We start from the raw sequence: 24486 nt of genomic DNA, 5'->3' as shown, positions 1-24486 counted from the left end.
AACGCCCGCCTCAGCAATTCTCGCCGATGAGGATCTCGAAGGGCAGGACGCGCTGCACGCCCTGCGGCTTGTCGAGCCCCTCCATCTGCCGGACCAGCGCCCGCACGGCCTCGCGCGCGATGTCCTTGCCGGGATGGGCGAGGATCATGTCGATCCGCCCCTCGACCAGCAGGGCGCGGGTCTTCTCGGTGATCTCGGTCCCGATCAGCAGCGGGCCCGTGCGCTCGCTTTGGCCGCGGCTGGCCAGCGCGCGCGCGGCCCCCTGAAGCCCGCCGCCCGACAGGACGATCGCCACGAGATCGGGATGTTCCCGCAGCAGCGAGGTCACGACTTCCTCCGCCCGCAGGTCGCTCTCTTCGGTCGAAGGGACGTCGATCACGGTGAAGCGCGGCGTCGTCACCTCCGATATGAAGCCCCGGAAACTGGCCGCGAGCGACTGCTGGCAGGTGTAGCGCACGTTGCCCGGCACGAGGGCGATCTTGCCGCCACGCGGGCACAGGCGACGCACGAACCAGCCCGCCGAGCGGCCGAGTTGCCAGTCGTTCGCGCCGACGAAGCCCGCACGTTCCGGCGCCGAGATGTCGGAGATCATCGGCAGCACCGGCACGCCGCGCGCGGCAAGGTCCTTCACCGCCATGTTGATCCGCGGGTGATCGATGCACACGGCGGCCACGGCATCGCATTTCTCGCCCAGCGTCAGCAGTGCATCGGCCATGCGGGCCGGATCGAGATCCGTCACATGGGAAAAGATTGCGCGGCCCTGAATGCTGGTCTGGGCTGCCACCTCGCTGGACAGCTGCTGGCTGAAGGCCTGATAGAAATGGCGCGCCCGATCATTGAGGAGGAAGCCCAGCGTGCGTTCCGGCACCGCCATGTCGCGGCGCGACCGGATCGAGCCCACGGCGTGGAAGCCGATCCGCTCGGCCGTGGCGAGGACATGGTCGAGCGTGGCAGGTTTCACCTTGCCGCGCCCGGACAGGATGCGATCAATAGTCGACAGGCTGACGCCCGCCTCGCGGGCAAGATCGGCCATGGTGAGTCGCTGGGCCAAGGGTCATCTCCGGCTGTCATGGGGCCCCTGCCCCGACACTGGCTGCGCCTTAAGCAAGACTTAAGCGCACCTGCAAGACCAGTCTAACACGGGCCGTCAATTTGACGTGTCAAACCCGTCAGCATCCCTCACCGTGACGCAAAAGCAGCCCGACCCGGGTGCGACCGGATGTCTCGCCTTGCCGCTCTCCGCGCTGCGGCATACCGCAGGACACAGACGTGCACCCGGTGTGGACCCTCCTGATACCCGGCTGTGCGACCCTCCCGACAGGCCGGCCGGCCCCGCCGACACGTCCTGACCACACGAAAACCCATGTCGCAATCGTCCGGCTGCCGGACGGTCCCCCACCGGCCCGCGCCGGCGGGCTCGGCCGTCGTGCACGCGCGGCCGAGCGGCAAGCAGACAGAGGTGTCCCCATGACCTCCCCCAAGTCCCCCGGCATGAACCGGCGGCAGGCGCTCTTCTCGATCGGCACCGCGGCGGCGGCCACTGGCCTCGCCACGACCGGTCGCGCCGCCGAGCTGCACGGCTTCCCCCATGAAACCGCCATGTCCGCCGACCACCTGCCGGTGCCCGCCCACCGCGGCGGCAGCTTCCGCATCCTCACGGACGAAACCGACCGCGCCACGCTGAAGGCCGCCTTCGACCGGCTGATCCCCGCGGATGACCAGGGCCCCTCGGCCTCCGAGGCAGGCTGCCTCGAGTTTCTCGACGACCAGCTTTCCCGCCCCTACGGCGAGGGCGCGGCGCTCTACCTCGACGGGCCGATGAACCGGGAACGCGAGGCCGCGATCATGGGGGCGGCACAGGTCTTTGCCACCCCGCGCGACCGTTACGCCGCGGGCCTGCCCGCGCTGGAGGCCTATGCACAGGCCACCGACGGCGCCGCCTTTGCCGCCCTTTCGCCCGACCGGATCGACGAGATCCTGACCGGGCTGGAAGCCGGCGAGATCGACCTCGGCGATGACGTGGACGGCCAGGCCTTCTTCGAACTCATGCTGCAGAACGCCCGCGAGGGCTACCTCGCGGACCCGCTCTATGGCGGCAACCGCGACATGGCCGGCTGGAAGATGATCGGCTTCCCGGGGGCGCGCTACGATTTCCGCCCCTACATCGAAAAACGCGGCGAAGAGTTGAACCTCACGCCCGTCAGCCTGATCCCGAACGACTAAGGCCAAGGAGACACCCAAATGGCAAACGAACGTCCCAAGGCCGACGTGGTCATCGTCGGTCTCGGCTGGGCCGGCTCGGTCATGGCCGAGGAGCTGACCCGCGCAGGCCTCAACGTCGTGGCAATCGAACGTGGCGCATGGCGCGACACCTCGACCGACTTCCCCCCCGCCGTCGACCCTGACGAACTTCGCTGGCACACCCGCCGCGAGCTGCTGCAGCCGATGAGCGTGGAAACCACCACCTTCCGCAACAAGACCGGCCAGACCGCAGCCCCCGTGCGCAACTGGAACGCCTTCCAGTTCGGCTGGAACGTCGGAGGCGCCGGGACCCACTGGGCCGGCATGTCCTGGCGCTTCCTGCCCTGGGACTTCGAGGTCGCGACCCAGACCGCGGAACGCTATGGCGAAGCCCGGCTCGACAGCCTGATGGCCGAGGGCCTGCAACTGCAGGACTGGGGCGTCACCTACGAGGAGATGGCCCCCTACTACGACCGCTTCGAGCGGATCGCGGGCACCTCCGGCAAGGCGGGCAACCTGAACGGCGAGCGGATCAAGGGCGGCAACGTCTTCGAGGGCCCGCGCGAACGGGATTACCCCACGCCCGAGCTGAAGGACACGAACTGGATGCGCATGTACCGTGAGACCACGGAAGGCATGGGCTACAACCCGTTCACGATCCCGGCGGGCAACATCTCGCAGTCCTACGTGAACCCGCTGGGCGTCACGATGGGGCCCTGCACCTACTGCGGCTTCTGCGACTTCCACGGCTGCGGCAACTTCTCCAAGTCGAGCCCACAGGCCTGCATCCTGCCCGCGCTGATGCGCCGCCCGAACTTCACCGTCCTGACCGAGACCGAAGTGCTCCACGCCGTGAAGCACGAGGACGGCAAGACCGTGAAGGGCGTGCAATTCGTCACCCGCGACGGCGAAGAGGGCTTCCAGCCCGCCGACGTGGTCTGCATCACCGCCTACCAGATGGACAACGTCCGCCTGATGCTGCTCTCGGGCATCGGCGAGCAATATGACCCGACGACCATGAAGGGCACCATCGGGCGCAACTACAGCTACCAGACCTGTTCCTCGGTCACCGGCTTCTTCTCGGGGGCCAAGATGAACCCGTTCATCGGCGGCGGCGCGCTCGGCGTGCAGATCGACGATTACAACGGCGACAACTTCGACCACGCCGACCTCGACTTCATCGGCGGTGCGGGGATCATGGGCTATTCCACCAACGGGCGCCCGATCGCCAACATGAACGGCATCCGTCCGGGCAACAAGCGCTGGGGCTCGGAGTGGAAAGAGGCATATGCGCGGGATTACCAGGAGGTGGCCAACATCTTCTGCCAGGGCACCTCGATGCCCACGCGCGACGCCTACCTCTCGCTCGATCCGACCTACAAGGACCGCCACGGCCAGCCGCTGCTGCGCCTGACCTTCGACTGGAACCGCAACGACAAATCCATGATCGACTTCGCCACCGAGAAGGCGATCGAGATCATGAAGGAAGCGGGCGGCGAAGACCTCATGGTCGACAACCAGGCCGAAGCGGCGTGGAACCCCTACAAGCAGCACTCCTCGCACACGATCGGTGGCCTCGTGATGGGTTCCGATCCCAGCACCTCGGCGCTGAACCCCTACCTGCAGAGCTGGGACTGCCACAACGTGTTCTCGGTCGGCGCCTCCGCCTTCCCGAACAACGGCGGCTACAACCCGACCCTCACGGTGGGGGCCCTCGCGGTGCGCGCGGCCCGCGCGATCCACGAAACCTACATCAACAACCCCGGCCCGCTGGTGGAGGCGTAACCCATGGCAAGCATCAAGAAAATCGGCGCGGGCGTTCTGGGGGTGGCGGTCATCGCCGCCGCCGGGGCGGGGGTCTGGGCCTACCAGACGCTGAACACCTCGCGCTCGGCCGTGGCGGATGACACGATCACGCTGGCCGAGTTCACCAGCGAGGATCAGGACGCCATTGCGCGCGGTGAATACGTCATGCGGGCGGGCGACTGCGCGGCCTGCCACACCCGTGGCGCGGGCGACTTCGCCGGCGGCTACGAGATCGCCACGCCCTTTGGCACGCTGGTCTCCTCCAACATCACCCCCGACGTCGAGACCGGCATCGGCGCCATGACCGAACGCGACTTCTTCAACGCGGTCCGCCACGGTCAGGGCTCCGAGGGGATGCTCTACCCGGCAATGCCCTACACGGCCTATGCCAAGCTCACCGATCAGGACATGCACGACCTCTGGGACTACATGTCCACGGTCGCGCCGGTTTCGAACCCGATCGACGAGAACGGCGGCATGCGCTTCCCCTACAACCAGCGTCTCGCCATGGCGGGCTGGAACATGCTGTTCTTCGACAACGCCGGCTTCGACGGCGACCCGGAGACCGAGCGCGGCCGTTACCTCGTGGATGGTGCGGGCCACTGCTCCGCCTGCCACAGCCCGCGCAACGAACTGGGCGCCGAGATGGCCTCGGCCTACCTCGAAGGCGGCGTCGTGGACGGCTGGTATGCCCCTGACCTGACGCAGAACCCCCACGTGGGTCTGGGCGGCAGCACGGCCGAGGAGATCGCCGATTACCTGCGCACCGGCTCCGACGGCATTTCCGTCGCGGCGGGCCCGATGGCCGAGGCGGTGGAACATTCGCTTCAGTACCTGACGCAGGAAGACGCGCTCGCCGTGGGCAGCTACCTGACCTCGCTCAAGGCCTCCGATGTCGCGCCTGTCGCGCCGCTCTCGCTGGACACTGCCGAGATGCAGCGCGCCGCCGATGACTACGAAGTCAACTGCTCGGCCTGTCACGGTCTGGCGGGCGAAGGGATCACGGGCATGGTCCCGGCCTTCGCGGGCAACAAGGCGATGCTCTCGGACCCGTCGGGGATGATCCACGCCATGCTGAAGGGCGCACGCGCCCCGCACACCGGCGTGCGTCAGACCGCCGCCGGGATGCCCTCCTTCGCGTGGAAGATGTCCGACGCGCAGGTCGCCGAGATCCTGACCTACGTGCGCAACAACTGGGGCAATGGCGCGACCGCCGTTAATCCTGCACAGGTCGCGCAGATGCGCGAAGAGCTGGGCGCGAGAGAGAAGATCGGGGCGCCGTCGCACTGACGCAGAACCCGATCCTCCCAACAGGGACACCTAAGGGCGCGCCGTTTGCCGGCGCGCCCTTTTTCTATCGGATTTTCTATCGGATCGCCGGAAAGCTCCGGCCTACATCAGGTGCTCAAGCTCGGGCGCGGCCACGAAGCGCCAGTTGCGCCGGGGCCCGGCCATGACGTTGAGATAGTACATCTCGACCCCGTGCGGGGCACCGCAGGGGTGATGCCCGCGCGGGACGCAGACCACGTCATGGTCATGCACCGCCATGGTCTCGTCCAGGAGCCGGTCATCGGTATAGACCCGCTGGATGCCAAAGCCGTTGGCCGGGTTCAGCCGATGGTAGTAGGTCTCTTCCAGATAGGTGATCCGCGGGAAGTCATCCTCGTCATGGCGATGGCTGGGATAGGAGGACCAGTGCCCCGCCGGGGTAAAGACCTCCGTCACCAGCAGAGAGTCGCAGTAGTCCTCGCCCTCCATGGCGATGTTGTTGATGAAACGCGTGTTGGTGCCTGCCCCCCGCTGGGTCAGCGTGATCCCGTCGGGACCGATGCGCCGCGCCGCATGGCCGCCCTGTCCGGGGGCGGAGCAGACGGCGATGGTGCACTCGGTGGTGGCCTCGGCGCTCCAGTCGCTTCCGTTCGGAATGTAGAGGCAATGGGGCGCCGTCTTCTCGAAGACCGACATCCGATCCCCCAGCTCGCCCCAGTCCTGACCGGCACCGCTCAGCTTGGCGCGGCCCTCGACGATGACGAGGATCACCTCGCGGTCGCCGGTCTTGGCCGCGGCCGTCTCACCGGGGCGCAGGCGGTGGAGCGAGAAGCCCACGTAGCGCCAGCCGGCGCTTTCGGGCGTGATCCTCAGCACCTCGCCGTGGGTGCCGAAGGGGCGGTGTAGAAGCTCGCTCATTCCTGTCTCCTTTGCAGGGCCACTGCCCCGCCTTGGTCGCGTTGCCCGCAGGGCGCCTCAGTTAAAGACACGCTGGGTTGACTGCATGGCCGTGTAATGTGCCCGCGCCTTTTCCAGCCGCTCCGGCCCGCCGACCTGCGGCACCGCCACGTCCCACCAGTGGCCACCCGCACCGGTGCCGGGCACGGCAGTGGTGTCGATGACGATCACGGAGGGAATGTCGCGCCCGCGCGCCTCGGCGATCCGGGCCTCCAGTTCGGCGATGGTGGCCACCTTCTCCGCATGGGCCCCCATCGCGGCGGCATGGGCGACGAAGTCGATCTCGGGCTGCACCTCGACGTTGCTGTCCTTGTACATGTTGTTGAACTCGGCCCCGCCGCATTCGATCTGCAGCCGGTTGATGCACCCGTAGCCGCGGTTGTCGGTCAGCACGACGGTGAAGGGCACGCGCCGCATGACCGCCGTGGCAAGCTCGGAGTTCGCCATCATGTAGGAGCCGTCACCGACGAAGCAGATCACCTCCTTCTCCGGCGCGGCCAGCTTTATGCCCATGGCCCCGGCCACCTCGTAGCCCATGCAGGAATAGCCGTACTCCATGTGGTAGCCCCCCTGCGCGGCCTGCCAGAGCACCTGCAACGCGCCGGGCATGGTGCCCGCGGCGCACATGGCCACGGCATCGGGCGCGGCCCGCTGTACCGCGCCGATCACCTGCGCATCGGAAGGCAACCCGGCCTGCGCCGGGGCGGCGGTCACGTCGCGCACCGTGTCGTGCCAGCCCGTCCGGGCGGTGGGATCATGCCAGTTGAAGGCAGTCTCGCCGAGGGCCTGCGATATCCGCTCCAGCGCGACACGGGCGTCGCCCACGACGGGCGTCGCGAAATGCTTGGTGGCGTCGTAGCCGTGCAGGTTGATCGCCAGCAGCTTGCGGTCCTCCCCGCCGAAGACCGTCCAGGACCCGGTGGTGAAATCCTGGAACCGGGTGCCGACGCCGATGATCAGGTCAGCCTCGGCCGCGAGCGCATTGGCGCAGGCAGAGCCCGTCACGCCGGGCGAGCCGAAGTTCATCGGGTCCTGCCACGAGAGGCCGCCCTTGCCCGCCTGCGTCTCGACGAAGGGAATGCCGTGCCGGGCGGCGAAGGCAGAGAGCACCGCCTCGGCCCCGGAATAGAGCACCCCGCCGCCCGAGACGATCATCGGACGGCGCGCGGCGCGGATCATCTCCACCGCGTCCGCCAGTTCGCGCGGGTCGGGCTCCGGCCGCCGAATGCGCCAGACCTTCGGCGCAAAGAACGCCTCGGGGTAGTCGTAGGCCTCGGCCTGCACATCCTGACAGAAGGCAAGGCAGACCGGCCCGCAGTTGGCCGGATCGGTCATCACGGCCATGGCGCGCGGCAGGCAGGTCAGCAGGTGCTCGGGCCGGGTGATCCGATCGAAGTAGCGCACCACCGGCTTGAAGCAGTCGTTGGCCGAAACGGTCCCGTCGTCGAAATCCTCGATCTGCTGCAACACCGGGTCCGGGCGGCGATTGGCAAAGACATCGCCGCAGACCATCAGCAACGGCAGCCGGTTCACATGGGCCAGTGCTGCCGCGGTCACGAGGTTGGTGGAACCCGGCCCGATGGAGGAGGTCACCGCCTGCGCCCGCGCCCGCTTTTTCGTCTTGGCATAGGCGATGGCCGCATGGGCCATGGTCTGTTCGTTCTGCCCGCGCCACGTCGGGAAATCATCACGATAGCGGTGCAGCGCCTCGCCGATGCCCGCCACGTTGCCGTGGCCGAAGATCGCCCACATCCCTTCGACGAAACGCTCGCCGTCCTCGGTCATCTGGACGCTCAGCCATTTCACCATGGCCTGCGCCGCCGTCAGCCTGATCGTGCCCATCTTACCTGTCCTCCCGGAGGGGCGCGCGGCCCCTCCCCTTTCCGGAAAATCCTGAAATGTCCCCCGCCCCCGGTTCAGCGCACCGGGAACGGGGGACGCCCCCGACCGTCACGCTGCGTTCCGACGCGCCTCTGCGCGGGCTGCATCCCATTGCCCGCAGAGACGCCCGTAGCGTTCGGCCATCTGTGAAACCGCTTCGGCATCCCCCATCGTGCCCCGCATCCACGCACGCGCCGCATCCCCGAAGATCGTCCGCCCCACGGCGAAGCCCTTCACCAGCGGCTGCCGTGCCGCGAGGGCAAAGCTTTCGGCCAGTTCGGCCTCGGGCGCATCCAGCCCCAGAACCACGATGCCGCGGGTATGGGGATCGTTTTCCTCGATCGCCTGCACGGCGTTGGTCCAGGCGGCCTCGGTGCGGAACGGCTCCAGCTTCCACCAGTCGGGGTAGACCCCGGCGGCATAGAACTGGCGGATCAGCGTGGCGGTGGTCTGGTCATCCACCGGGGCCACCTTGGAAGGTATGACCTCCAGCAGGAATTCGAGCCCGTTGCGCCGCGCCGCGGTGAAGAGCTGCTTGACCCGTTCCTCCTGCAGCGCGCGGGTCGTCGCATCATCGTCGGGGTGGCAGAAGACCAGCAGCTTCACCACGTTTTCCCGCGCCCATTCGCGGAACTGTCCGAGGTCCGCGCCCAGTTCCGGTTCGAAGGCGATGGGCCGCGAGCCGGGCAGTTCCGTCGGCCGCCCGATCCAGAGCCCGCTGCCCGAGGCCGCGTGGAGCGCGCTGCGCCCGATCCGGTTGTCGCACAGGATGCCATAGCCGGGCCGCCCGTCCTGCACCGCAAGCGCGGCCTTCAGGCACAGCTCCTTGAAGGCGGCACCCTTCGCAGGCGTATAGCCTTCCATCTCTTCCAGCTGGCTTCGATGGTCGAAGGCGAAGGTGCGCAGGGCCGACCAGTCGCCGTGGCGGTTGGTGGCCCAATGCACCTGTTCCAGTTCCGCGTCGTTGCGCAGGTCGGGCCGGACGAGCCCGCGTTCGAAGAAGAACATCAGCTCCTCCCACGACGGATAGGCCGGGGTACAGCCATGGCGTGACACCGCGAAGGCCCCGCAGGCGTTGGCGTATTTCAAAGCCACCGGCCAGCTTTCGCCGTCGAGCCAGCCTTTCAGCAGCCCCGACATGAAGCCATCGCCCGCGCCGAGCACGTTGAACACTTCGATCGGGAAGCCCGGACCGGTCTGACCGTCATCGAGGCTGTCGGGGATGTCCCCCTCGAAGGCGACCGCCCCCATCGGCCCGCGCTTGCAGACCAGCGTGGCGGAGGAGACCGCCCGCACCGCGCGCAGCGCCGTGACCGTGTCGGTGGAGCCGCCTGCAATGTGGAACTCTTCCTCGGTGCCGACGATCAGGTCGAAGTGGCCCAGAACCTCTTGCAGGCTCTCGGTCACGCGGGCACTTTCGACAAAGCGGCTTTCGCCGTCGCCATGGCCCGCGACGCCCCAGAGGTTGGGACGGTAGTCGATGTCGAGGGCGGTCTGCCCGCCGTGTTTTCTGGCCAGCTCCAGCGCCTTGAGAACCGCCGCGCGGGGCGTCTCGTGGGCGAGGTGCGTGCCGGTGGCCACGACCGCGCGGGCCTTGGCCACGAACCCCTCGTCGATGTCATCGGCACACAGCGCCATGTCGGCGCAGTTCTCGCGGTAGAAGATCAGGGGAAACTGTTCCTGATCCCGGATGCCGAGGATGACCAGCGCCGAGAGCCGTTCGGGATCGGTCCGGACGCCGGTCACATCGACGCCGTGACGCTGCAGCTCCTCGCGGATGAAACGGCCCATATGCTCGTCACCCACGCGGGTGATCAGCGCCGACCGCAGGCCCAGCCGGGCGGTGCCGCAGGCCATGTTGGTGGGCGAGCCGCCGATATACTTGTCGAAGGAGCCCATATCCTCCAGCCGCCCGCCGATCTGGGCGCCGTAGAGGTCCACCCCGGCCCGGCCGATGGTGATCACGTCGAGTGTCTTGGTCATGTCGTTTCCCCCTGTCCGGGTCGCGTGTCGCGCGTGGTGCCTGCCCTCGTCATGGCGTCACCGGATGATCGTCGCTTGCAGCGCGTCGATGGAGGAACGGATGCCGGCCTCGGTGGACATGGTGAAATCCTCCATTTCCAGCGAAACCCAGCCGTCGTAGCCCATCATGCCGACGACCGAGAAGAACTCCTTCCACCACTGCAGGTCATGGCCCGCGCCCACGGCGACGTAGTTCCACGCGCGATTGGCCACGTCGGTCACCTCGCGCGTTTCCAGCAGGCCATTCACGTCGCACAGGCCGCGCTCGATCCGGGTGTCCTTGCCATGGACATGGTGGATCGCCGGGCCAAGCGCCCGGGCCACCGCGATCGGGCAGGCCCCCTTCCAGAAGAGGTGGCTGGGATCGAGGTTCATGCCGACCATCTCGCCCACCTCGTTGCGCAGGCGGAACAGCGTCTCGGGGTTCCAGACCAACATGGCCGAGAAGTTTTCGAGGGCGATCTTCTCGACCCCCACGTCCGTCGCCAGCGTCACGAGGTCGTGCCAGAGCGGAAAGGCCCGATCTTCCCACTGATAGCGGTCGCGTTCGGGCATCTCGGCGGGCCAGCTCTTGGTGTAGACCAGCCAGTTGGGCACCATGTCCCCCGGTGCGGCCTCGGGCAGGCCGGACATGGTGACGATCTTGGTCACGCCGATCTCTCCGGCGAGGCGGATCGTGTCCTCCATCTCGCGGCGATGGCGTTTGCCCATCTCGCCGGGATCCAGCGGGTTGGCCGAACAGTTCAGCGCGGCGATCTGCAGGCCCCGGGCCTCGATCTCCTTCAGGCGCCTCTTCAGCTCCCCCCGGTCGGCCAGCAGGTCCTCGGCGCGGAAATGCGGTGCGGGGGACCAGCCGCCGCCCGTCATTTCGATCCCCTCGACGCCGAGGGCCACGCAGGTGTCGAGCATCTCGGTAAAGGGCAGCGCCCCCATCACGTCGGTGCAGATGGACAGTTTCATGTCTTCGCTCCTTCAGAAGACGTTAGGGGCGGCCCGGCGGGGAGGCGCCGGGCCGCGAGATCAAGCAGCACGCGCAACGGGAGGACCGTAGAGGGCGGGCTTCTCGATCAAACTGATGGGTTCGCGGACGCCGCTCGCGACGGCGCGCAGGGCGGCATCGCCCACGAGGGTCGCGGCATAGCCGTCCCAGGTGGAGGGCCCGGTGGCCGTGCCATCGGAAGCGGCCACGATCCATTCGCGGAATTCCTGGTCGTAGGCCTCGAGGAAGCGTTCGCGCCAGTCCTCGGGGATCGCCTGCCGGATGCCGTGCGCATCGCTGATCACCGTCGCGGGACGGTTCGGCAGGGCCGCCACGCCACGTTCACAGGAGGCCTCGCCGCGAATGTCGTAGCCGTAGGCGATGTTCACCGAGATCTCGACATCCACGATCACGCCGCTGACCATGTGCAGCAGGACGATATGCGGATCGCGCAGGTCGCAGCCCTGCCGCGAGCGGCGCGGCAGGCGGACCTCGACCTCGGCCACCTCGTCATTTAGCAGCCAGCGCGAGATATCCGCATCATGCACCAGCGTGTCGTTCAGCGGCATGTCCGAAGTATAGAGCCCTGCGGGCACCGAGGCGTTCCGGTGCACCGATTTGTACATCAGCGGCAGGCCCAGCGTCCCCCCGTCGATCACCGCCTTCAGCCGCCGGTAGTCCGCATCGAAGCGGCGCATGAACCCCACCTGCACGAGGCGACGGCCAAAGGCGACTTCGGCCTCCATCACCCGCAGCGCGGCCTCGGCCGAGGTGACCAGTGGCTTCTCGCAGAAGACCGGCTTGCCGGCCGCGATACAGGTCAGCAGCTGTTCCTCGTGGGCCGGCCCCCAAGAGCAGATCACGACGGCCTCGACCTCGTCCGAGCCGATCAGCGCCTGCGGCGTGTCAAAGACCTGCGCCCCCATCGGGGCGGCCGAAGCCGCCCGTTCGAGGTCGATGTCCGTCACCCCGGTGACCACCGCGCCCGACAGCACCTGCGTCAGGCGGCGGATGTGGTCCTGACCGATCATGCCGGTCCCGATTACGCCTACTTTCAACGTCATTTTTTCCGACCTCCCCTGCCAGGGCTCACTTGAAATACGTGTCGACGTAGCGCTGGATTTCCGAGCGCATGAACTTGCCCGATGCGTCCATCCGGTCTTCCCAGGCGAAGACGCAGGCGGTCATGATCCCGTCGAACCCGATCTCGGCCAGCGTGCCGAAGAAGTCGTCCCACGGGACCTCGCCCTGCCCGATGTCGAGGTGCTGGTGAATGCGGGCATTGGTGCCCGGCGGGTTCAAGATGTACCGCAGGCCCGAGCTGGCCTTGTGGTTGAAGGTGTCCGCCACGTGGACATGCGCCAGCACGTCGGCGCATTCGCGCAGCATCTCCTTGGTGTCGTCACCGAAGTAGTAGGTGTGCGGCGCGCAGTAGAGGAACTTCACGTTCTTCGAGTTGACCGTCCGGATGATGTCGACGGCAGGCTTCAGCTCCTCGACCCAGTCTTCGGGGTGGGGCTCGATATGCAGCATGATGCCCTCGCGCTCCACGATGGGCACGAGTTCCTCCATCGAGCGCCACCAGGCATCTTCGCAGGTCTCGATCATCGAGCCGGTGTGGCAGCAGTAGCAGCCGCCCTTGTCAGGATGCGGACCCCGGCCGAATTCGGAGTTCATCACGTCCACGCCCAGTTCGACGCAGATCTCGATGGCGCGTTTCCAGTGACGGACGGCGGCCTGCCGCTCTGCCTCGTCCGGGCTGGCCCAGCGATACATGGGCAGCAGCGACGAGATGCCGACATTGGCATCGTTCAGCGCCTTCTTGAAGCTCTTCACCCGGTCGGGGAAGACGCGGGGCGCCTTGAACCACTCCAGGAAATCGGCCCGGGGGCTCAGCTCGATCCACTCGTAGCCGAGTTCGGCCACCTTGGACGGCAGCTCCTCGAGGCTGAGGTGGCGGTGCATGAACGGGTCGAGGGCGATCTTCATCTCTGTCTCTCCTCCCAGAAAGAATGCGTGTCCCGGTCCGGTGCCCACGGGGGTCACCGGTTGCTGCGGTCTGCCCGGTGCGGGCGGGTGTCAGGCGACGGTTGCGCGGCTTGCGGGCTGCGGCGGGTGGCCGTCGTGGCTGTCCTTGTAGTCCTCCATGGCGGTGTCGAGGTCGGCGAGCGCCTCGCCCCCCGCCATGAGATCGGTGATTTCCTCGCGGCTCTTCTCGCCGCGCATGAAGTTGGCGGCCACGGCGCCGCGGATCAGCACCGCGAAGTGATCGCCCACCGCCATGGCGTGGGTCACCTGGTGGGTGATGAAGATCACGGCGATGCCGCGTTTCCGGGCCTCCAGCACGATACGCAGCACGTGGCTGGCCTGTTTCACGCCAAGCGCCGCCGTCGGCTCGTCAAGGATCAGCACCCGGGCCCCGAAGTGCACGGCGCGGGCAATCGCCAGCGACTGGCGTTCGCCGCCCGACAGGCCGCCGATCAGGCGGTCGCCATCGTCGATGCGGGTGATGCCGAACTCCTGCACGGCCTTCACTGCGGTTTCATTCGCGGTCTTGCGGTCGAAGACCTTGAACGGGCCGATCTTCCTGGTCGGCTCGCAGCCCACGAAGAAGCTGCGCCCGATGGTCATCAGCGGAAAGGTCCCGCCAAACTGGTGTACCGTTGCGATACCCCGGTCAGCGGCATCCTTGGGCTTGTCGAAGCTGACCGCCTCGCCGTCCATGAACATCTGTCCGGTGGTCGGCTTGTGCACCCCTGCGAGGGTCCGGATCAGCGTGGACTTGCCCGCGCCGTTGTCCCCCAGCAGGCAGAGCACCTCGCCCGCGTTGATGGTCAGGTTGATGTCATGCAGCACGTCGATGGGCCCGAAGGACTTGTTGACGTTGCGAAGTTCCAGAACCGGTTCCGTCATTGTCGGGTCCTCACGCCTTGGAAGTGGATTTCTTGCGCGGCGCGTAGTTCAGCGCCATCGAGCGGAAGCTGTTGTTCATCAGCACGGCCAGCAGGAGCATCACGCCGATGATGAGCGACGACCAGTTGCGGTCGATATCGGTGAAGTAGATCCCCTGGTTCACCACCGCGAAGGTCAGCGTGCCGAAGAAGATCCCGATGATGGAGCCGAAGCCGCCGGTCAGCAGGACACCCCCGACCACCACCGAGACGATGGCGTTGAAGATGTAGTTCATGCCGCCCGAGACCTGCGCCGAGTTGAAGAGGATCGCCCCGCACATGCCCACGAAGGTCGCCGCCGTGGCCGAAAGGACGAAGAGCCAGATCGTCATCTTGGTGGTCGGGATGCCGGCGTTGCGGGCGCTTTCCTTGTCGCCCCCCATGGCGAAGAGCCAGTTGCCATAGCGGGTGTGGTGCACGACGACCCAGGCCAGAACCGCGACGGCGAGCCACCAGAAGATGATGATCTGGAACGAGCCGCCGATCAGCTGACCGAAGATCGCCTTGGTCCATTCGGGCGCCGCCAGCGGGACCGAGGCCTTGCCGGTCAGCAGCACGGAGGCGGAGAGAACGAGGCCCTGCATCGCCACCAGGGTGGCCAGCGTGATGATCAGCGAGGGCACCGAGGTCCGCACCGTCAGCAGCCCGTTGATCAGCCCGACCAGCACGCCGAGCCCGAGGGTGCACAGGATGCCCACCACGATCGGCAGCTCGTAATAGCCCGAGACGATGGAGATCGTCATGGAGCCCGCGGGGATCATTGCGCCGATGGAGATATCCAGCTCTCCGGCGATCATCAGCAGGCCCACGGGGATCGCCACGATGCCGAGGTTGGCGGCGAAGTTCACCCAGCTCGCAGCGCCCAGAAGGTTGGCGAGGTCGACGCCGCCGAAGATCACGAAGAAGAGGATCACGGCGACGAGGCTGAGGACGGCGCCCGCCTCGGGGCGTTTCAGAAGGGTTCCGGCGAAGACTTCGTACATGATCCTGCCCTCAGCTCTTCTTCTTGGTGGAATAGGAGAGGGCCATCTGCCGGAAGGTGTCGTTCATCAGCACCGCGAGCAGCAGCAGCGCGCCGATGATGACCGACCCGAGGTTCGGATCGAAGCCGGTGAAGTAGATGCCCTGGTTGACCATCGAGAAGGTGATCGTACCCAGCACGATGCCCACGACCGAGCCGAAACCGCCCGTCAGGAGAACGCCGCCGATGACCACGCACATGATGGAATTGAAGATGAAGGCCTGACCGCCGGCGACCTGCGCGCTCTGGTAGACCATGGCCTGGCTGACGCCGACGAAGGCGGCGGCGAAGCCCGAGACCATGAAGAGCGTGATCGTCAGCCGCTCGGTCGGGATGCCGGCGTTGCGGGCGCTGGTCTTATCGCCGCCCATGGCGAAGATCCAGTTGCCGAAGGGCGTGACGTGCAGCACGTAGGCGATCACCGCGGCAAAGGCGATCCACCAGAAGATCGTGACCTGGAACATGCCGCCGATGAAGGTGCCGAAGATCGCCTTCCAGACCGGGGCGGGCACCACGTTGGTGGAGGTCGATCCGGTGAGCAGCACGGACAGGCCCAGCGTCAGCCCCATGACCGCGAACATCGTGCCGATGGTGACGATCAGCGAGGGCACGCCGGTGCGCAGGACGAGGAACCCGTTCACCGCGCCGACCAGCAGCCCGACGCCAAGCGCAACGGCCACACCGATCACCTCGGGCATGTCGTAATGCCCGCTGACGATGGCGAAGGACAAAGAGGCCGCCGGGATCACCGCCCCGATGGACAGGTCCAGCTCGCCCGCGATCATCAGCAGGCCGATGGGCAGCGCCACGATACCGATCTCGGCCGCGACGTTGAGCCAGCTGGCAAAGCCCGCGGGCGAAACGAAGATCTGCCCGGAAACCAGTGTGAAGAAGGCGAAGACCGCGACAAGGCCCAGGACCGAGCCCGCCTCGGGCCGCCGGATCAGCGCACCCAGAGACCGTCCCCCGGTCTTCCCTGGCGCGCCCGTGGCGGCTGTGTCGGTTCGTGCGGCGGTAGCCATGACGTGTCTCTCCCCCTGTAGTGACGTGACGTGCCGGCCCGCGGGCCGGTCTCCTCCGGTGCCGTCCGCGCCGCGGGGGCGCGGACAGGCGTCGCGTGGTGTCAGCGGGTGCCGGCCTTCACGCCGGCCATGGTGGCCTCGACGTTGGTGCTGTCGATGATGCCGGGGCCGGTCAGGATCTCGCGCGTCGGCACGGTGAGGCCGTAGTTGACCCGCGCGTTCAGGATCGACACGGCGAGGTAGCCCTGCATGTAGCCCTGCTGGTCAATGGCGCAGGCCATCTTGCCGTCCTTGATATTGTTCAGGATCGTCTCGTCGAAGTTGATCCCGCAGACGGCGACCTTGCCCATCTTGCCGGCCTGCTGGATGCCCGAGATGGCCGCGTTTGCGTCGCCGTTGGACACGGTGAACACTGCGTTGATCTGCGGGTTCTGGAGCAGGTGCGCCCGGACAGCCTGCGCCACCGCCGTGGCCGAGCCGAAGGAGGTCGCGGGCAGCGGCAGAACAGAGCCTTCGCCCCCGGCCTCGGTGATCCCCTCGACGAAGCCGCCGCAGAAGTTCTCGATGTTGGCTGCACCCGGCAGGGTGTTGATGCAGACACCGTTGGTGTTGCCCATCTCGGCGAGATGCGCGCCGCCGGCCTTGCCTGCCTTGAAGTCGTCGGAGCCGACGTAGTTCATCGCGCCCAGTCGGTCCGCCGCGTCGATGCCACCGGCGTTGTAGATGATCAGCGGAATGCCCGCGTCCACCACCGCCTTGAAGGCCGGGTCCATCGCTTCGGGCACCCAGTTCGCCCCCACGACCGCATCCGCGCCCTGATCGATGGCCTGGCGGATCAGCTCTGCCGCGTCCACACCAAGGTTGTCGTAGTTCTGCGGCCCGAGCCAGGTGACGGAACCGCCCTGTGCCTCGACCACCTTGCCGGCGTCTTCCGCGCCGCGCTTCACGATGGACCAGAACGTGTCATCGGGCTTGCCGCCGACGACGAAGATATCCGCGGCGAAGCCGGCCGTGGCCATGCAGCTCGCCGTGATCGCGCAGGCCGCTGTGGCCGCGAAACGGGTGAATTTATTCATGATGTCTCCTCCTCGAACCCCGGCTCCCTCCGGGATTTGACTGACCGTAGAGCTAGCCAATACGTCTCATCTTTGAAATCGTGAATAACATCTAACGTTGCAATCGTATCAAAATGTGTCATTCATAATGATACGAACTCAATCCGGAAGAATGCCCATGAACCGCCCCACCATCGCAGATCTCGCAACAGAAGCAGGGGTTTCGGTCTCCACGGTGAACCGCATTCTCGCTGGCAGCGCCTCGGTCCGCGGGGCGACGATGCAGCGGGTGCAGGCCGCGGCCGAACGGATCGGCTTCTACGGGCTGGGGGCAATCGAGGACCGGGTGAAGCAGAGCGCACCCCATTTTCGATTCGGTTTCCTGCTGCAGCAGAGCTCCCGGGAGCTCTACCAGCTCTTCGCCCGCAAGATCATCGAGGCCTGCCGGGCGCGCTCCGAAGAGATCATCGACCCGCTGATCGACTTCGTGGAGATCCTCACCCCCGAGAATATCGCCGCCCGGCTGAAGGCCCTCGGGCAGGAATGCGACGCGGTGGCGGTGATCGCCGCCGACCACCCGGTGATCGGCAACGCGATCCGCGACCTGCGCGAGGCGGGCACACCGGTGGTAACCTACATCACCGATCAATCCGCGCCGGAGCGCGCTGCCTTCGTCGGGATGAACAACTGGAAGATGGGCCGCACGGCCGCCTACCTCGTCAGCTGCATGACCCATGGCCCCGGGCGGGTTGCGGTCTTTCTGGGGAACTACCGGTATCTCTGTCAGGACGTGGCCGATGCCAGTTTCCGCGCCTACGTGCGCGAGCACGCCCCCCACCTGATGGTCGAGGAAAGCCGTCCGACGCAGGAGGATTCCCGGCGCGCCTACGAGATGGTCAAGGACTTGATCGCCCGGCACGACGACCTCGCCGCGATCCTGATCTTCGGCGGCGGCATCTCGGGCGTCCTGCGGGCGCTGCGCGAAATCCCCGAGGAACGGCGTCGCGGCATCCGCCTGATCTGCCGGGACATCGGCCCCGAAACCCGCAAGGGCCTGTCGGAGGGGCTGATCACTGCCGCCCTGTGCCACCCGCTGGAGGCCACGTCGGAACTGCTGGTGCAGACGATGATCGACGTGAAGCAGGACAACGGGCCCACTACGACCCTGCAGCGCACCCTGCCCTTCGAAATCGTCACGCCCGAAAGCATCTGACCCGCCCGGGCGGATCGGCGCTCAGGCCTCGATGGTGACGGAGTAGCCGAACGCCACCCTCTCGCCCGGCGCAAGCGTCAGGCTGTTCGGGCGCGCCGCGATCTCTGGCCCGTCACCGACGTAGGAGGCGGTGCCATGCCACGGCTCGATGCAGAGGAAGGGCGCATTCACCGGCTTCCAGAGCGCCAGATCCGGCAGGTTGCGGAAGGCGAAGCGCAGCCCCGGCCCGTCCTCCGGCCCATAGCGCAGGGCCTCTGCCCCGTTCGGGAACACCAGTGCACCGTCGGCAAAGAGCGCCTCGACGATCTCCAGCCGGCCTGCGACGAAGGGGCCGGGCAGCGGCTCCCGCTCCAGCAGGCCATCGTTCAGGGCGCGCCGGTCGGGCGATCCGCCCGAGGCCAGCGTCACCACATGCGGGGCACCGCCACTGCCCGGCAGGGGCCAGCGGAAGGCCGGATGGAAGCCGAAGCCGAAGGGCATCGGCGCCGTGCCCGCGTTCTCGACCCGCACGTCGCAGTGCAGCGTGTGCCCGTCCAGCCGGTGCTCCACATGCAGGGCGAAGTCGAAGGGATAGACCGCGCGGGTCTCATCGCTTGCCCGCAGGACGTGGTGGCAGCCGCTCGGCGTCTCGTCCACGAGGTCGAAGAGGCTGCGCCGGGCAAAGCCGTGTTGTGCCATCGGGGCCGCCTGCCCGCCCGCGGTGATCCTGTCGTCCGCCGCACGACCGACGATGGGAAAGAGAACCGGCGCCCGCCCGGTCCAGAAGGCCGCATCCCCATCCCAGAGATAGTCCGCCCCCGAGGCCGCGCGCAGGCTCTGCATCTCGGCCCCGAGGGGCGAGACCGAAAGGCTGAGAATGCCGTTGGAAAGCAGGCTGTCCGCGGTTGTCATGCTGTGTCCCTTGCAGATGCGGCGCGGCGATCCGCGCGTCGCGCCAGACCCTAGCCGATCCGCGCGGACCGTCCAGTGCAGATGGGACGTGGTGCGGCGGCCTCAGTTCTCAGAGCCGCGCGAGGCTCAGACGGCTGAGGCTCGCGGTTTCGAGGATCGAATCCATCGCCATCTCCAGCCCCTTGTCGACGTGGGCAAGGGCGACCGCCTCGGCGCGCGCGGCGTCGCCTGCCTTCAGCGCTTCGATGATGCTGGCGTGATCCCGGCGCATGGCCTGAAAATTCGGGTTCTTCACGAGGCCGACGAAATAGAGCCTGTCGATGTCGTCGATCACCTGCTTGGCGATGGCGCTGATCCGGGGATTCCCGGCGGCATCGACGATATGCATGTGGAAGCAGCGGTTGTGGTCGAGGATGCGGCGCGTCAGTTCCTTTTCCCCGATGCCCGTCAGGGGCGGGGCGGAATCGCGCAGTTCTTCGAGGTAGGCGATATCGACGCGGCCCACGGCCATGGCCGTTGCGGGCGGTTCGATCAGGCGGCGCAGGCCAAAGACCTGATGCACATCGGCCACCGTGATCGGGGCCACCTCGTAGCCGCGGCGGTGGATCGGCGCGACGAGGCGCAGCTGGATCAGCCGGTCGAGGGCAAGCCGCAAGGAGCCCCGGGCGAGGCCGAAGCGCTGTTGCAACTGGGGTTCGGAAAGCACTTCGCCGGGCAGCAGGTCGCAGGTGACGATCGCGTCATGGAGCAGGTCGAAGGCCCGGTCGCTCACCTTCTCGGCGCGCTGCGGGTCCGTGGCGAGATCGGTCATGTAAGGCGGGTCCCCCGGGAGATGCCCCGAAAGCCTAGCGCAGCGCTGCGCCCCGGGCAAGAATCTGACATTTTACTCTGCCGCAACGTTGCGGCGATGCCCCGGGCGGCCCGCGCAGGGCCGCCCGGAGACAGGATCACATCGCGTCGGCTTCGCTGCGCAGAGCGGCCTTGTCGAAGTCGTTGATCTGCTCGACGAGGTCGTTGGTGTAGAGGCTGTCCACGTCGATCTCGGTGCTGTCCAGCTGGCCGCCGGTGTGCAGCACCTCGATGAAGTTCTCCCAGCCTTCACGCGGGAAGGCGCCGTAAAGCTCCTCGCCGCCCTGGAAGTCCGAGAACTTGGCGGTGCGCGAGGTCATGACCGTCACGCTGGAGGCCAGCTTCTCTTCCTCGGTGCCCTCGGAGGGCTTCTGGTTCGGGTAGGCTTCCCAGAAGGTCTTCACGCAGACCTCGGGGTTCTCGTCGCAGACCACGGTCGCCTTGGCGAAGGCACGGCCGAAGGCGGCCAGCACCTCGGGCTTCTCGGCCAGCGTGTCCTCGTGGGCGATGAAGCTGTTCGAGAAGAGACCGGTGTACTTGGCGCCCATGTCGAGGCGGCGGATCTCGGTGCCGGCGGCCTCCATGGTGGCGTGCTGGGTGTCGAAGAGGTTCAGCGCGTCCACGGTGCCGTTTTCCAGCGCGAGGAAGGCCGGGCCGCCGACGCCCACGGGCACCATCTTGATGTCCTCGCCAACGCCGCTTTCGGCGAGCAGGGCGTTGGTGATCGGGATGTTGCCCCAGGTCATGGCGCCCACGCCGAGGGTCTTGCCCTTCAGGTCGGCGATGGTCTGGATCTCGCTGTCGGCGGGCACGACGAATTCCCAGCCCGAGACGCGGGTGACGTCATAGAAGAACTTCAGCGGCAGGTGTTCCTTGCCCGGCTGGCGCGAGATGATCAGCGCATCCGGGTTGGGGTAGCCGATGTCGACGCGCTTGGCGACGATCTGGGGCAGCAGCACGCCGGTGCCCTTGAACTCCAGCACTTCGACGTCAAGGCCCTCGTCCTTGAAGTAGCCTGCGTCGCGGGCAAAGATCAGCGGCGCCAGCGAGATGCTGATCGAGGTCGGGTTGCCGAAGGTGACAGGGGTCAGGTCCTGTGCGGCGGCGGGCAGCGCCGCGCCGAGCGAGAGGCTGAGGGCGAGCGCGCTGATGGCGCCACGCAGCTTGGTCTGTGCAGTGGTCATGGAAAACTCCGTTGTCGGACTGGGGGATGCGGCCGCCGCAGGATTGCGCCGGCCGGGGGTGCCTGCCGGTTAGCCGGTCTTGGGCACGTAGTTGGCGCGACCGATGGCCAGCAGCTTGCCGTCCTCGTTCGTCACGTCGATGTCGACCACCGCGATCGACCGCCCCATGCGCCGCACGGTGGCGATGCCGATCAGGTCGGTGTTGATGGCCGGGCGCATGTAATCCACGCGCATGTTGGTGGTGGGCACGCCGCCACCGACCATCATCCCCACGGCGAAATCGCCCACCGTGTCGATGAAGGCCGCGATGGCCCCGCCGTGGAACTGGCCGCTGCCGACCCCGCGGGCCAGTTCGTCGCGCAGGGGCATCCGGGCGGTGAAGACCATGGTGTCGTAGTCCACCGTCTCGGCCTTGAGCCCCATGAAGGAGATCATGGCCGAGCGGTCGAAGATCGCCTGGATCGCGGGAACGTCGAGTTTCTCGGGCGCGTCGCTCACGGCGTCACCACGACCTTGCCGAAGACCTTGCGATCCTCGATCAGCGCGAGCGCCTCATTGGAGGCCTCCAGCGGGAAGACGGTGTCGATCATCGGGGTCAGCTCGCCCGCGGCGACCATCTCCAGCAGCTTGTGCAGGTCTTCACGCTTCCACCCGTTCGAGCCCTGGATCGTCAGCTCGTAGGTCCAGATGAAGCGCAGGTCGGTCTTGGGATCGTAACCGGCAGTCGCGCCGCAGGTCAGGATCCGCCCGCCGGGCCGCAGGGTGCGCATGCAGCGGGCCCAGGTCTCGCCGCCGGTGAAGTTGATCACCACGTCCACGCCGTTGCCGGGCTTGTGGCGGTGCGGCTTGCCGTAGCGGCTGTAGACGGCCTTGGCGATGTCTTCCTCGACGTAGTTGATGCAATCGTCTGCACCGAGGTCCTTGAGGCGGTCCATCTTCTCCTGCGACGACGCGCAGGCGACGACTTCGGCGCCCACGGATTTCGCCAGCTGGACGCAGCAGGTGCCCACGCCGCCCGAAGCGCCGAGGATCAGGACGCGCTCGCCCTTCTTGATCTGCCCCTGCACCATCATCATCCGGTAGGCGGTGCCATAGGCCACGGGCAGCGCCGCCGCCTGTTCCAGCGTCACCTCGTCGGGCACAGGCACCAGCGAATGGGCCTCGGCGCGGCAGTATTCGGCCAGACCGCCATGGACCATCTCACCCATCAAGCCGCGCTTGCCTTCGCGGTCGACGGGATCGACCAGAACGCGGTCGCCGATCTTCCAGCCTTCCACGCCTTCGCCCAGTTCGGCCACGGTGCCGGCCACGTCGATGCCCATGATCATGGGCATCGGCACCTTGATGCCGGGCATCCCACGACGGGTGAACACATCGTGGTAGTTCAGCGAGGAGGCGCCGACGCGCAGGATCACCTCGCCGGGGCCGGCGGTGGGCTTGGGGAAGTCTTCTTCCAGTTTCAGGACCTCGGGGGCGCCATGTTCGTAGATTACAGCTGCTCTCATGTTCGGGTCGTCCTTCGTCATGTCATGTCAGGGGCGCCACGGCGGGCGCGATGGCAAAAGGGGGTCAAGCGGCGGCCTCGTCGGCGGCGCGCCGGGTCAGGGCGGCGCGGTCGACCTTGTTGGTGCCCGCAAGCGGCATCTCGTCGAGGAAGATCACCCGCCGGGGATGCTGGTAGGAGGGGCCGTTCTCCAGCGCGAAGCTGCGGATCTCGGCCTCGGTCGGGGTGCCTTGGGGCACGATGAAGGCGACGGGTTTCTGGCCCTTCACCTCGTCCGCGACCGGCACGACACAGGCCTGCGCCACGCCGGGGTGGCGGTTCAGCATGTCCTCGACGTTCTCGGGATAGATGTTCTCGCCGCCGCAGGTGAACATGTTGTCGGCGCGGCCCACGAAGTAGAAGAAGCCCTCGGCGTCGCGGCGCATCAGGTCGCCGGTGGCATACCAGCCCTCGGCGTCCAGCACCTTGGCGGTCTTCTCGGGGTTGTTCAGGTAGCCGCGCATGACGGCGGGGGTGCGGATCAGCAACTCGCCCCGGCTCTCGCCGCCGCTCAACCGCAGGTCCACGTCCGGCAGGGGATAGCCGAGCGACAGGGCCGGTTTCGGCAGGCCCTCGGGATGGGCGCCGAAGGCACAAGGGCCGCTTTCCGTCGTGCCGTAGCCAAGGGAAACGATCGCGTTCGGGAAGGCCGCCTTGGTCGCCTTGACCAGCTGCTCCGTCACAGGGGCCGAGCCCATGCCGACGAAGCGCACGCCCGACAGGTCCGCCGCGGCCAGGGCCTCCGCTTCGCGCAGGGCGAGGGCGATCATCGTGGGAACGGAGGTGACCATGGTCACGTCATGGTCCGAGATCGCGGTGACGAAGCCCGCCGCATCGAAGCGGCGCATCAGCACCAGCCGCGCGCCGGAGGCGAGGGCGACCTTGGCCGTGAAGAGCGCGTTCATGTGATAGAGCGGCGCCGCGGCGATCACCCGGTTGCGGCCATAGGCGGGGCTGTTGTGCAGCCGGTTGCGCAGGGCCCAGAGTTGCCCGTCATGGGACAGCGGCACGCCCTTCGGCAGGCTGGTGGAGCCCGAGGTGTAGAGGATCATCGCATCGGCCCCGGGGGCGGGCACCGTGGCGGCGGCACTGCCGCCCGCGGCTTCCAGCGCCGCCCAGTCGTGGTCGAAGTTGATCTGCGCCAGCCCGGCAGGGCAGAGATCCCGGCGCGCGTCATCTGTGAAGACGAGCTGCATGTCGGAATCGCCGCAGAGCCAGGTGACCGTGTCGCGCGGCAGCTTGAAGTTCACCGGCACGGCGACGAAACCCGCGGACATGATGCCGAGGTAGGCGGCGATATATTCCCAGCGGTTGCCCGAGATCAGGCCGACCCGTGCACCGGGGGCCAGCCCCTGCCCCTGCAGGTGGGCGGCGACGGCAGAGATGGCGGCCGACAGACGCGCGCGGGTGATCTCCTGCGCCGGGCCGGTCGCATCGGGATCGACCTCGATCAGGCAGGGGTCCTGTCCGGCCGGGGCGAGCAAATCGCCCAGATTGCGCAGCTGTGCCACGTCGTCAGTGGTACGTGCCGGGTCCTTGGCCACAGAATCCATCGTTTTCCAATCCCTGTTCGAATTAAGGCGGTTTTCTAGCAACATCATA

General features: G+C 67.2%; 21 protein-coding genes. 4 read left to right on the top strand and 17 right to left on the bottom strand.

Features of this window, described 5'->3' with window-relative positions; genetic code table 11:
* Positions 1 to 10: 10 nt before the first annotated feature.
* Entirely contained in the window at positions 11 to 1051 is a 1041-nt protein-coding gene (locus tag LCM32_RS16365; protein WP_224822165.1) for a LacI family DNA-binding transcriptional regulator, read from the bottom strand.
* A 416-nt stretch (positions 1052 to 1467) separates the two neighbouring features.
* Here LCM32_RS16365 and LCM32_RS16360 point away from each other — a divergent pair, with 416 nt between their 5' ends.
* From LCM32_RS16360 to LCM32_RS16350, 3 genes are read left to right on the top strand one after another with little or no spacing between them, the layout of a single operon-like run.
* Positions 1468 to 2223, top strand: coding sequence for a gluconate 2-dehydrogenase subunit 3 family protein (locus LCM32_RS16360; RefSeq protein ID WP_224822164.1), 756 nt, complete (start codon positions 1468 to 1470; stop codon positions 2221 to 2223).
* Between the two features lie 18 nt (positions 2224 to 2241).
* Entirely contained in the window at positions 2242 to 4026 is a 1785-nt protein-coding gene (locus LCM32_RS16355; protein ID WP_224822163.1) for a GMC family oxidoreductase, read from the top strand.
* 3 nt (positions 4027 to 4029) lie between these two features.
* Positions 4030 to 5337 (top strand): c-type cytochrome, encoded by a 1308-nt coding sequence (locus tag LCM32_RS16350; RefSeq protein ID WP_224822162.1) that lies wholly within the window; start codon positions 4030 to 4032, stop codon positions 5335 to 5337.
* A gap of 102 nt (positions 5338 to 5439) precedes the next feature.
* On the opposite strand, the gene iolB is transcribed toward LCM32_RS16350, so the two are convergent.
* The 10 genes from iolB to LCM32_RS16300 form a co-directional block, all read right to left on the bottom strand.
* Complete coding sequence (gene iolB / locus LCM32_RS16345) at positions 5440 to 6234, bottom strand: 5-deoxy-glucuronate isomerase (RefSeq protein ID WP_224822161.1); 795 nt, start codon at positions 6232 to 6234, stop codon at positions 5440 to 5442.
* Positions 6235 to 6291: 57 nt separating this feature from the next.
* Positions 6292 to 8115 (bottom strand): 3D-(3,5/4)-trihydroxycyclohexane-1,2-dione acylhydrolase (decyclizing), encoded by a 1824-nt coding sequence (gene iolD, locus LCM32_RS16340; protein WP_224822160.1) that lies wholly within the window; start codon positions 8113 to 8115, stop codon positions 6292 to 6294.
* A gap of 108 nt (positions 8116 to 8223) precedes the next feature.
* Positions 8224 to 10137 (bottom strand): bifunctional 5-dehydro-2-deoxygluconokinase/5-dehydro-2-deoxyphosphogluconate aldolase, encoded by a 1914-nt coding sequence (locus tag LCM32_RS16335; RefSeq protein ID WP_224822159.1) that lies wholly within the window; start codon positions 10135 to 10137, stop codon positions 8224 to 8226.
* 57 nt (positions 10138 to 10194) lie between these two features.
* Complete coding sequence (locus LCM32_RS16330) at positions 10195 to 11136, bottom strand: sugar phosphate isomerase/epimerase family protein (protein ID WP_224822158.1); 942 nt, start codon at positions 11134 to 11136, stop codon at positions 10195 to 10197.
* A 60-nt stretch (positions 11137 to 11196) separates the two neighbouring features.
* On the bottom strand, positions 11197 to 12219 hold the full coding sequence (locus LCM32_RS16325) for a Gfo/Idh/MocA family oxidoreductase (protein ID WP_224822157.1): 1023 nt from the start codon (positions 12217 to 12219) through the stop codon (positions 11197 to 11199).
* A 25-nt stretch (positions 12220 to 12244) separates the two neighbouring features.
* Positions 12245 to 13144, bottom strand: coding sequence for a sugar phosphate isomerase/epimerase family protein (locus tag LCM32_RS16320; RefSeq protein ID WP_224822156.1), 900 nt, complete (start codon positions 13142 to 13144; stop codon positions 12245 to 12247).
* Positions 13145 to 13234: 90 nt separating this feature from the next.
* Positions 13235 to 14068, bottom strand: coding sequence for an ATP-binding cassette domain-containing protein (locus LCM32_RS16315; protein WP_224822155.1), 834 nt, complete (start codon positions 14066 to 14068; stop codon positions 13235 to 13237).
* Positions 14069 to 14078: 10 nt separating this feature from the next.
* On the bottom strand, positions 14079 to 15089 hold the full coding sequence (locus tag LCM32_RS16310; protein WP_224822154.1) for an ABC transporter permease: 1011 nt from the start codon (positions 15087 to 15089) through the stop codon (positions 14079 to 14081).
* A gap of 10 nt (positions 15090 to 15099) precedes the next feature.
* Positions 15100 to 16149 carry an ABC transporter permease gene (locus LCM32_RS16305; protein WP_224822153.1) on the bottom strand — a complete coding sequence of 350 codons (1050 nt, stop codon included), beginning with the start codon at positions 16147 to 16149 and terminating at the stop codon, positions 15100 to 15102.
* A gap of 101 nt (positions 16150 to 16250) precedes the next feature.
* A complete protein-coding gene (locus LCM32_RS16300) occupies positions 16251 to 17225 on the bottom strand; it encodes a sugar ABC transporter substrate-binding protein (RefSeq protein ID WP_224822152.1) in 975 nt (324 codons plus the stop codon).
* 157 nt (positions 17226 to 17382) lie between these two features.
* Between LCM32_RS16300 and LCM32_RS16295 the strand changes: the two genes are divergently transcribed.
* Positions 17383 to 18417 (top strand): LacI family DNA-binding transcriptional regulator, encoded by a 1035-nt coding sequence (locus LCM32_RS16295; protein WP_224822151.1) that lies wholly within the window; start codon positions 17383 to 17385, stop codon positions 18415 to 18417.
* A 21-nt stretch (positions 18418 to 18438) separates the two neighbouring features.
* Here LCM32_RS16295 and LCM32_RS16290 read toward each other — a convergent pair whose 3' ends face one another.
* The 6 genes from LCM32_RS16290 to LCM32_RS16265 form a co-directional block, all read right to left on the bottom strand.
* Positions 18439 to 19308, bottom strand: a complete 870-nt coding sequence (locus tag LCM32_RS16290; RefSeq protein ID WP_224822150.1) for an aldose 1-epimerase family protein — start codon at positions 19306 to 19308, stop codon at positions 18439 to 18441.
* A gap of 109 nt (positions 19309 to 19417) precedes the next feature.
* Positions 19418 to 20119: a GntR family transcriptional regulator gene (locus tag LCM32_RS16285; protein WP_224822149.1), complete on the bottom strand. Its 702-nt coding sequence runs from the start codon at positions 20117 to 20119 to the stop codon at positions 19418 to 19420.
* Between the two features lie 136 nt (positions 20120 to 20255).
* Complete coding sequence (locus LCM32_RS16280; RefSeq protein WP_224822148.1) at positions 20256 to 21341, bottom strand: ABC transporter substrate-binding protein; 1086 nt, start codon at positions 21339 to 21341, stop codon at positions 20256 to 20258.
* A gap of 69 nt (positions 21342 to 21410) precedes the next feature.
* The gene (locus LCM32_RS16275) at positions 21411 to 21839 is read right to left on the bottom strand and encodes a PaaI family thioesterase (protein ID WP_224822147.1); all 429 of its coding nucleotides are present in this window, start codon (positions 21837 to 21839) and stop codon (positions 21411 to 21413) included.
* On the bottom strand, positions 21836 to 22867 hold the full coding sequence (locus LCM32_RS16270; RefSeq protein ID WP_224822146.1) for a quinone oxidoreductase family protein: 1032 nt from the start codon (positions 22865 to 22867) through the stop codon (positions 21836 to 21838). Before LCM32_RS16270 ends, LCM32_RS16275 begins: the two co-directional genes overlap by 4 nt.
* A gap of 43 nt (positions 22868 to 22910) precedes the next feature.
* Entirely contained in the window at positions 22911 to 24437 is a 1527-nt protein-coding gene (locus LCM32_RS16265; protein ID WP_224822145.1) for a class I adenylate-forming enzyme family protein, read from the bottom strand.
* Positions 24438 to 24486: the final 49 nt, after the last annotated feature.

This window comes from Pseudooceanicola nanhaiensis (assembly GCF_020171315.1).
In the GTDB taxonomy this organism is placed as follows: domain Bacteria; phylum Pseudomonadota; class Alphaproteobacteria; order Rhodobacterales; family Rhodobacteraceae; genus Pseudooceanicola; species Pseudooceanicola nanhaiensis_A.
The sequence above is the reverse complement of the archived record's forward strand: the minus strand, read 5'-3'. Positions and strand labels throughout refer to the sequence as shown.

What these genes read in the sequence shown, in the direction of transcription:
- LCM32_RS16270 (WP_224822146.1), bottom strand. Translation starts at nt 22,867, where the DNA reads ATGACGAAGGACGACCCGAACATGAGAGCAGCTGTAATCTACGAACAT.
- LCM32_RS16335 (WP_224822159.1), bottom strand. Translation starts at nt 10,137, where the DNA reads ATGACCAAGACACTCGACGTGATCACCATCGGCCGGGCCGGGGTGGAC.
- LCM32_RS16320 (WP_224822156.1), bottom strand. Translation starts at nt 13,144, where the DNA reads ATGAAGATCGCCCTCGACCCGTTCATGCACCGCCACCTCAGCCTCGAG.
- LCM32_RS16285 (WP_224822149.1), bottom strand. Translation starts at nt 20,119, where the DNA reads ATGACCGATCTCGCCACGGACCCGCAGCGCGCCGAGAAGGTGAGCGAC.
- LCM32_RS16295 (WP_224822151.1), top strand. Translation starts at nt 17,383, where the DNA reads ATGAACCGCCCCACCATCGCAGATCTCGCAACAGAAGCAGGGGTTTCG.
- LCM32_RS16265 (WP_224822145.1), bottom strand. Translation starts at nt 24,437, where the DNA reads ATGGATTCTGTGGCCAAGGACCCGGCACGTACCACTGACGACGTGGCA.
- LCM32_RS16280 (WP_224822148.1), bottom strand. Translation starts at nt 21,341, where the DNA reads ATGACCACTGCACAGACCAAGCTGCGTGGCGCCATCAGCGCGCTCGCC.
- LCM32_RS16350 (WP_224822162.1), top strand. Translation starts at nt 4,030, where the DNA reads ATGGCAAGCATCAAGAAAATCGGCGCGGGCGTTCTGGGGGTGGCGGTC.
- LCM32_RS16325 (WP_224822157.1), bottom strand. Translation starts at nt 12,219, where the DNA reads ATGACGTTGAAAGTAGGCGTAATCGGGACCGGCATGATCGGTCAGGAC.
- LCM32_RS16310 (WP_224822154.1), bottom strand. Translation starts at nt 15,089, where the DNA reads ATGTACGAAGTCTTCGCCGGAACCCTTCTGAAACGCCCCGAGGCGGGC.
- LCM32_RS16355 (WP_224822163.1), top strand. Translation starts at nt 2,242, where the DNA reads ATGGCAAACGAACGTCCCAAGGCCGACGTGGTCATCGTCGGTCTCGGC.
- iolB (WP_224822161.1), bottom strand. Translation starts at nt 6,234, where the DNA reads ATGAGCGAGCTTCTACACCGCCCCTTCGGCACCCACGGCGAGGTGCTG.
- LCM32_RS16300 (WP_224822152.1), bottom strand. Translation starts at nt 17,225, where the DNA reads ATGAATAAATTCACCCGTTTCGCGGCCACAGCGGCCTGCGCGATCACG.
- iolD (WP_224822160.1), bottom strand. Translation starts at nt 8,115, where the DNA reads ATGGGCACGATCAGGCTGACGGCGGCGCAGGCCATGGTGAAATGGCTG.
- LCM32_RS16305 (WP_224822153.1), bottom strand. Translation starts at nt 16,149, where the DNA reads ATGGCTACCGCCGCACGAACCGACACAGCCGCCACGGGCGCGCCAGGG.
- LCM32_RS16330 (WP_224822158.1), bottom strand. Translation starts at nt 11,136, where the DNA reads ATGAAACTGTCCATCTGCACCGACGTGATGGGGGCGCTGCCCTTTACC.
- LCM32_RS16360 (WP_224822164.1), top strand. Translation starts at nt 1,468, where the DNA reads ATGACCTCCCCCAAGTCCCCCGGCATGAACCGGCGGCAGGCGCTCTTC.
- LCM32_RS16290 (WP_224822150.1), bottom strand. Translation starts at nt 19,308, where the DNA reads ATGACAACCGCGGACAGCCTGCTTTCCAACGGCATTCTCAGCCTTTCG.
- LCM32_RS16315 (WP_224822155.1), bottom strand. Translation starts at nt 14,068, where the DNA reads ATGACGGAACCGGTTCTGGAACTTCGCAACGTCAACAAGTCCTTCGGG.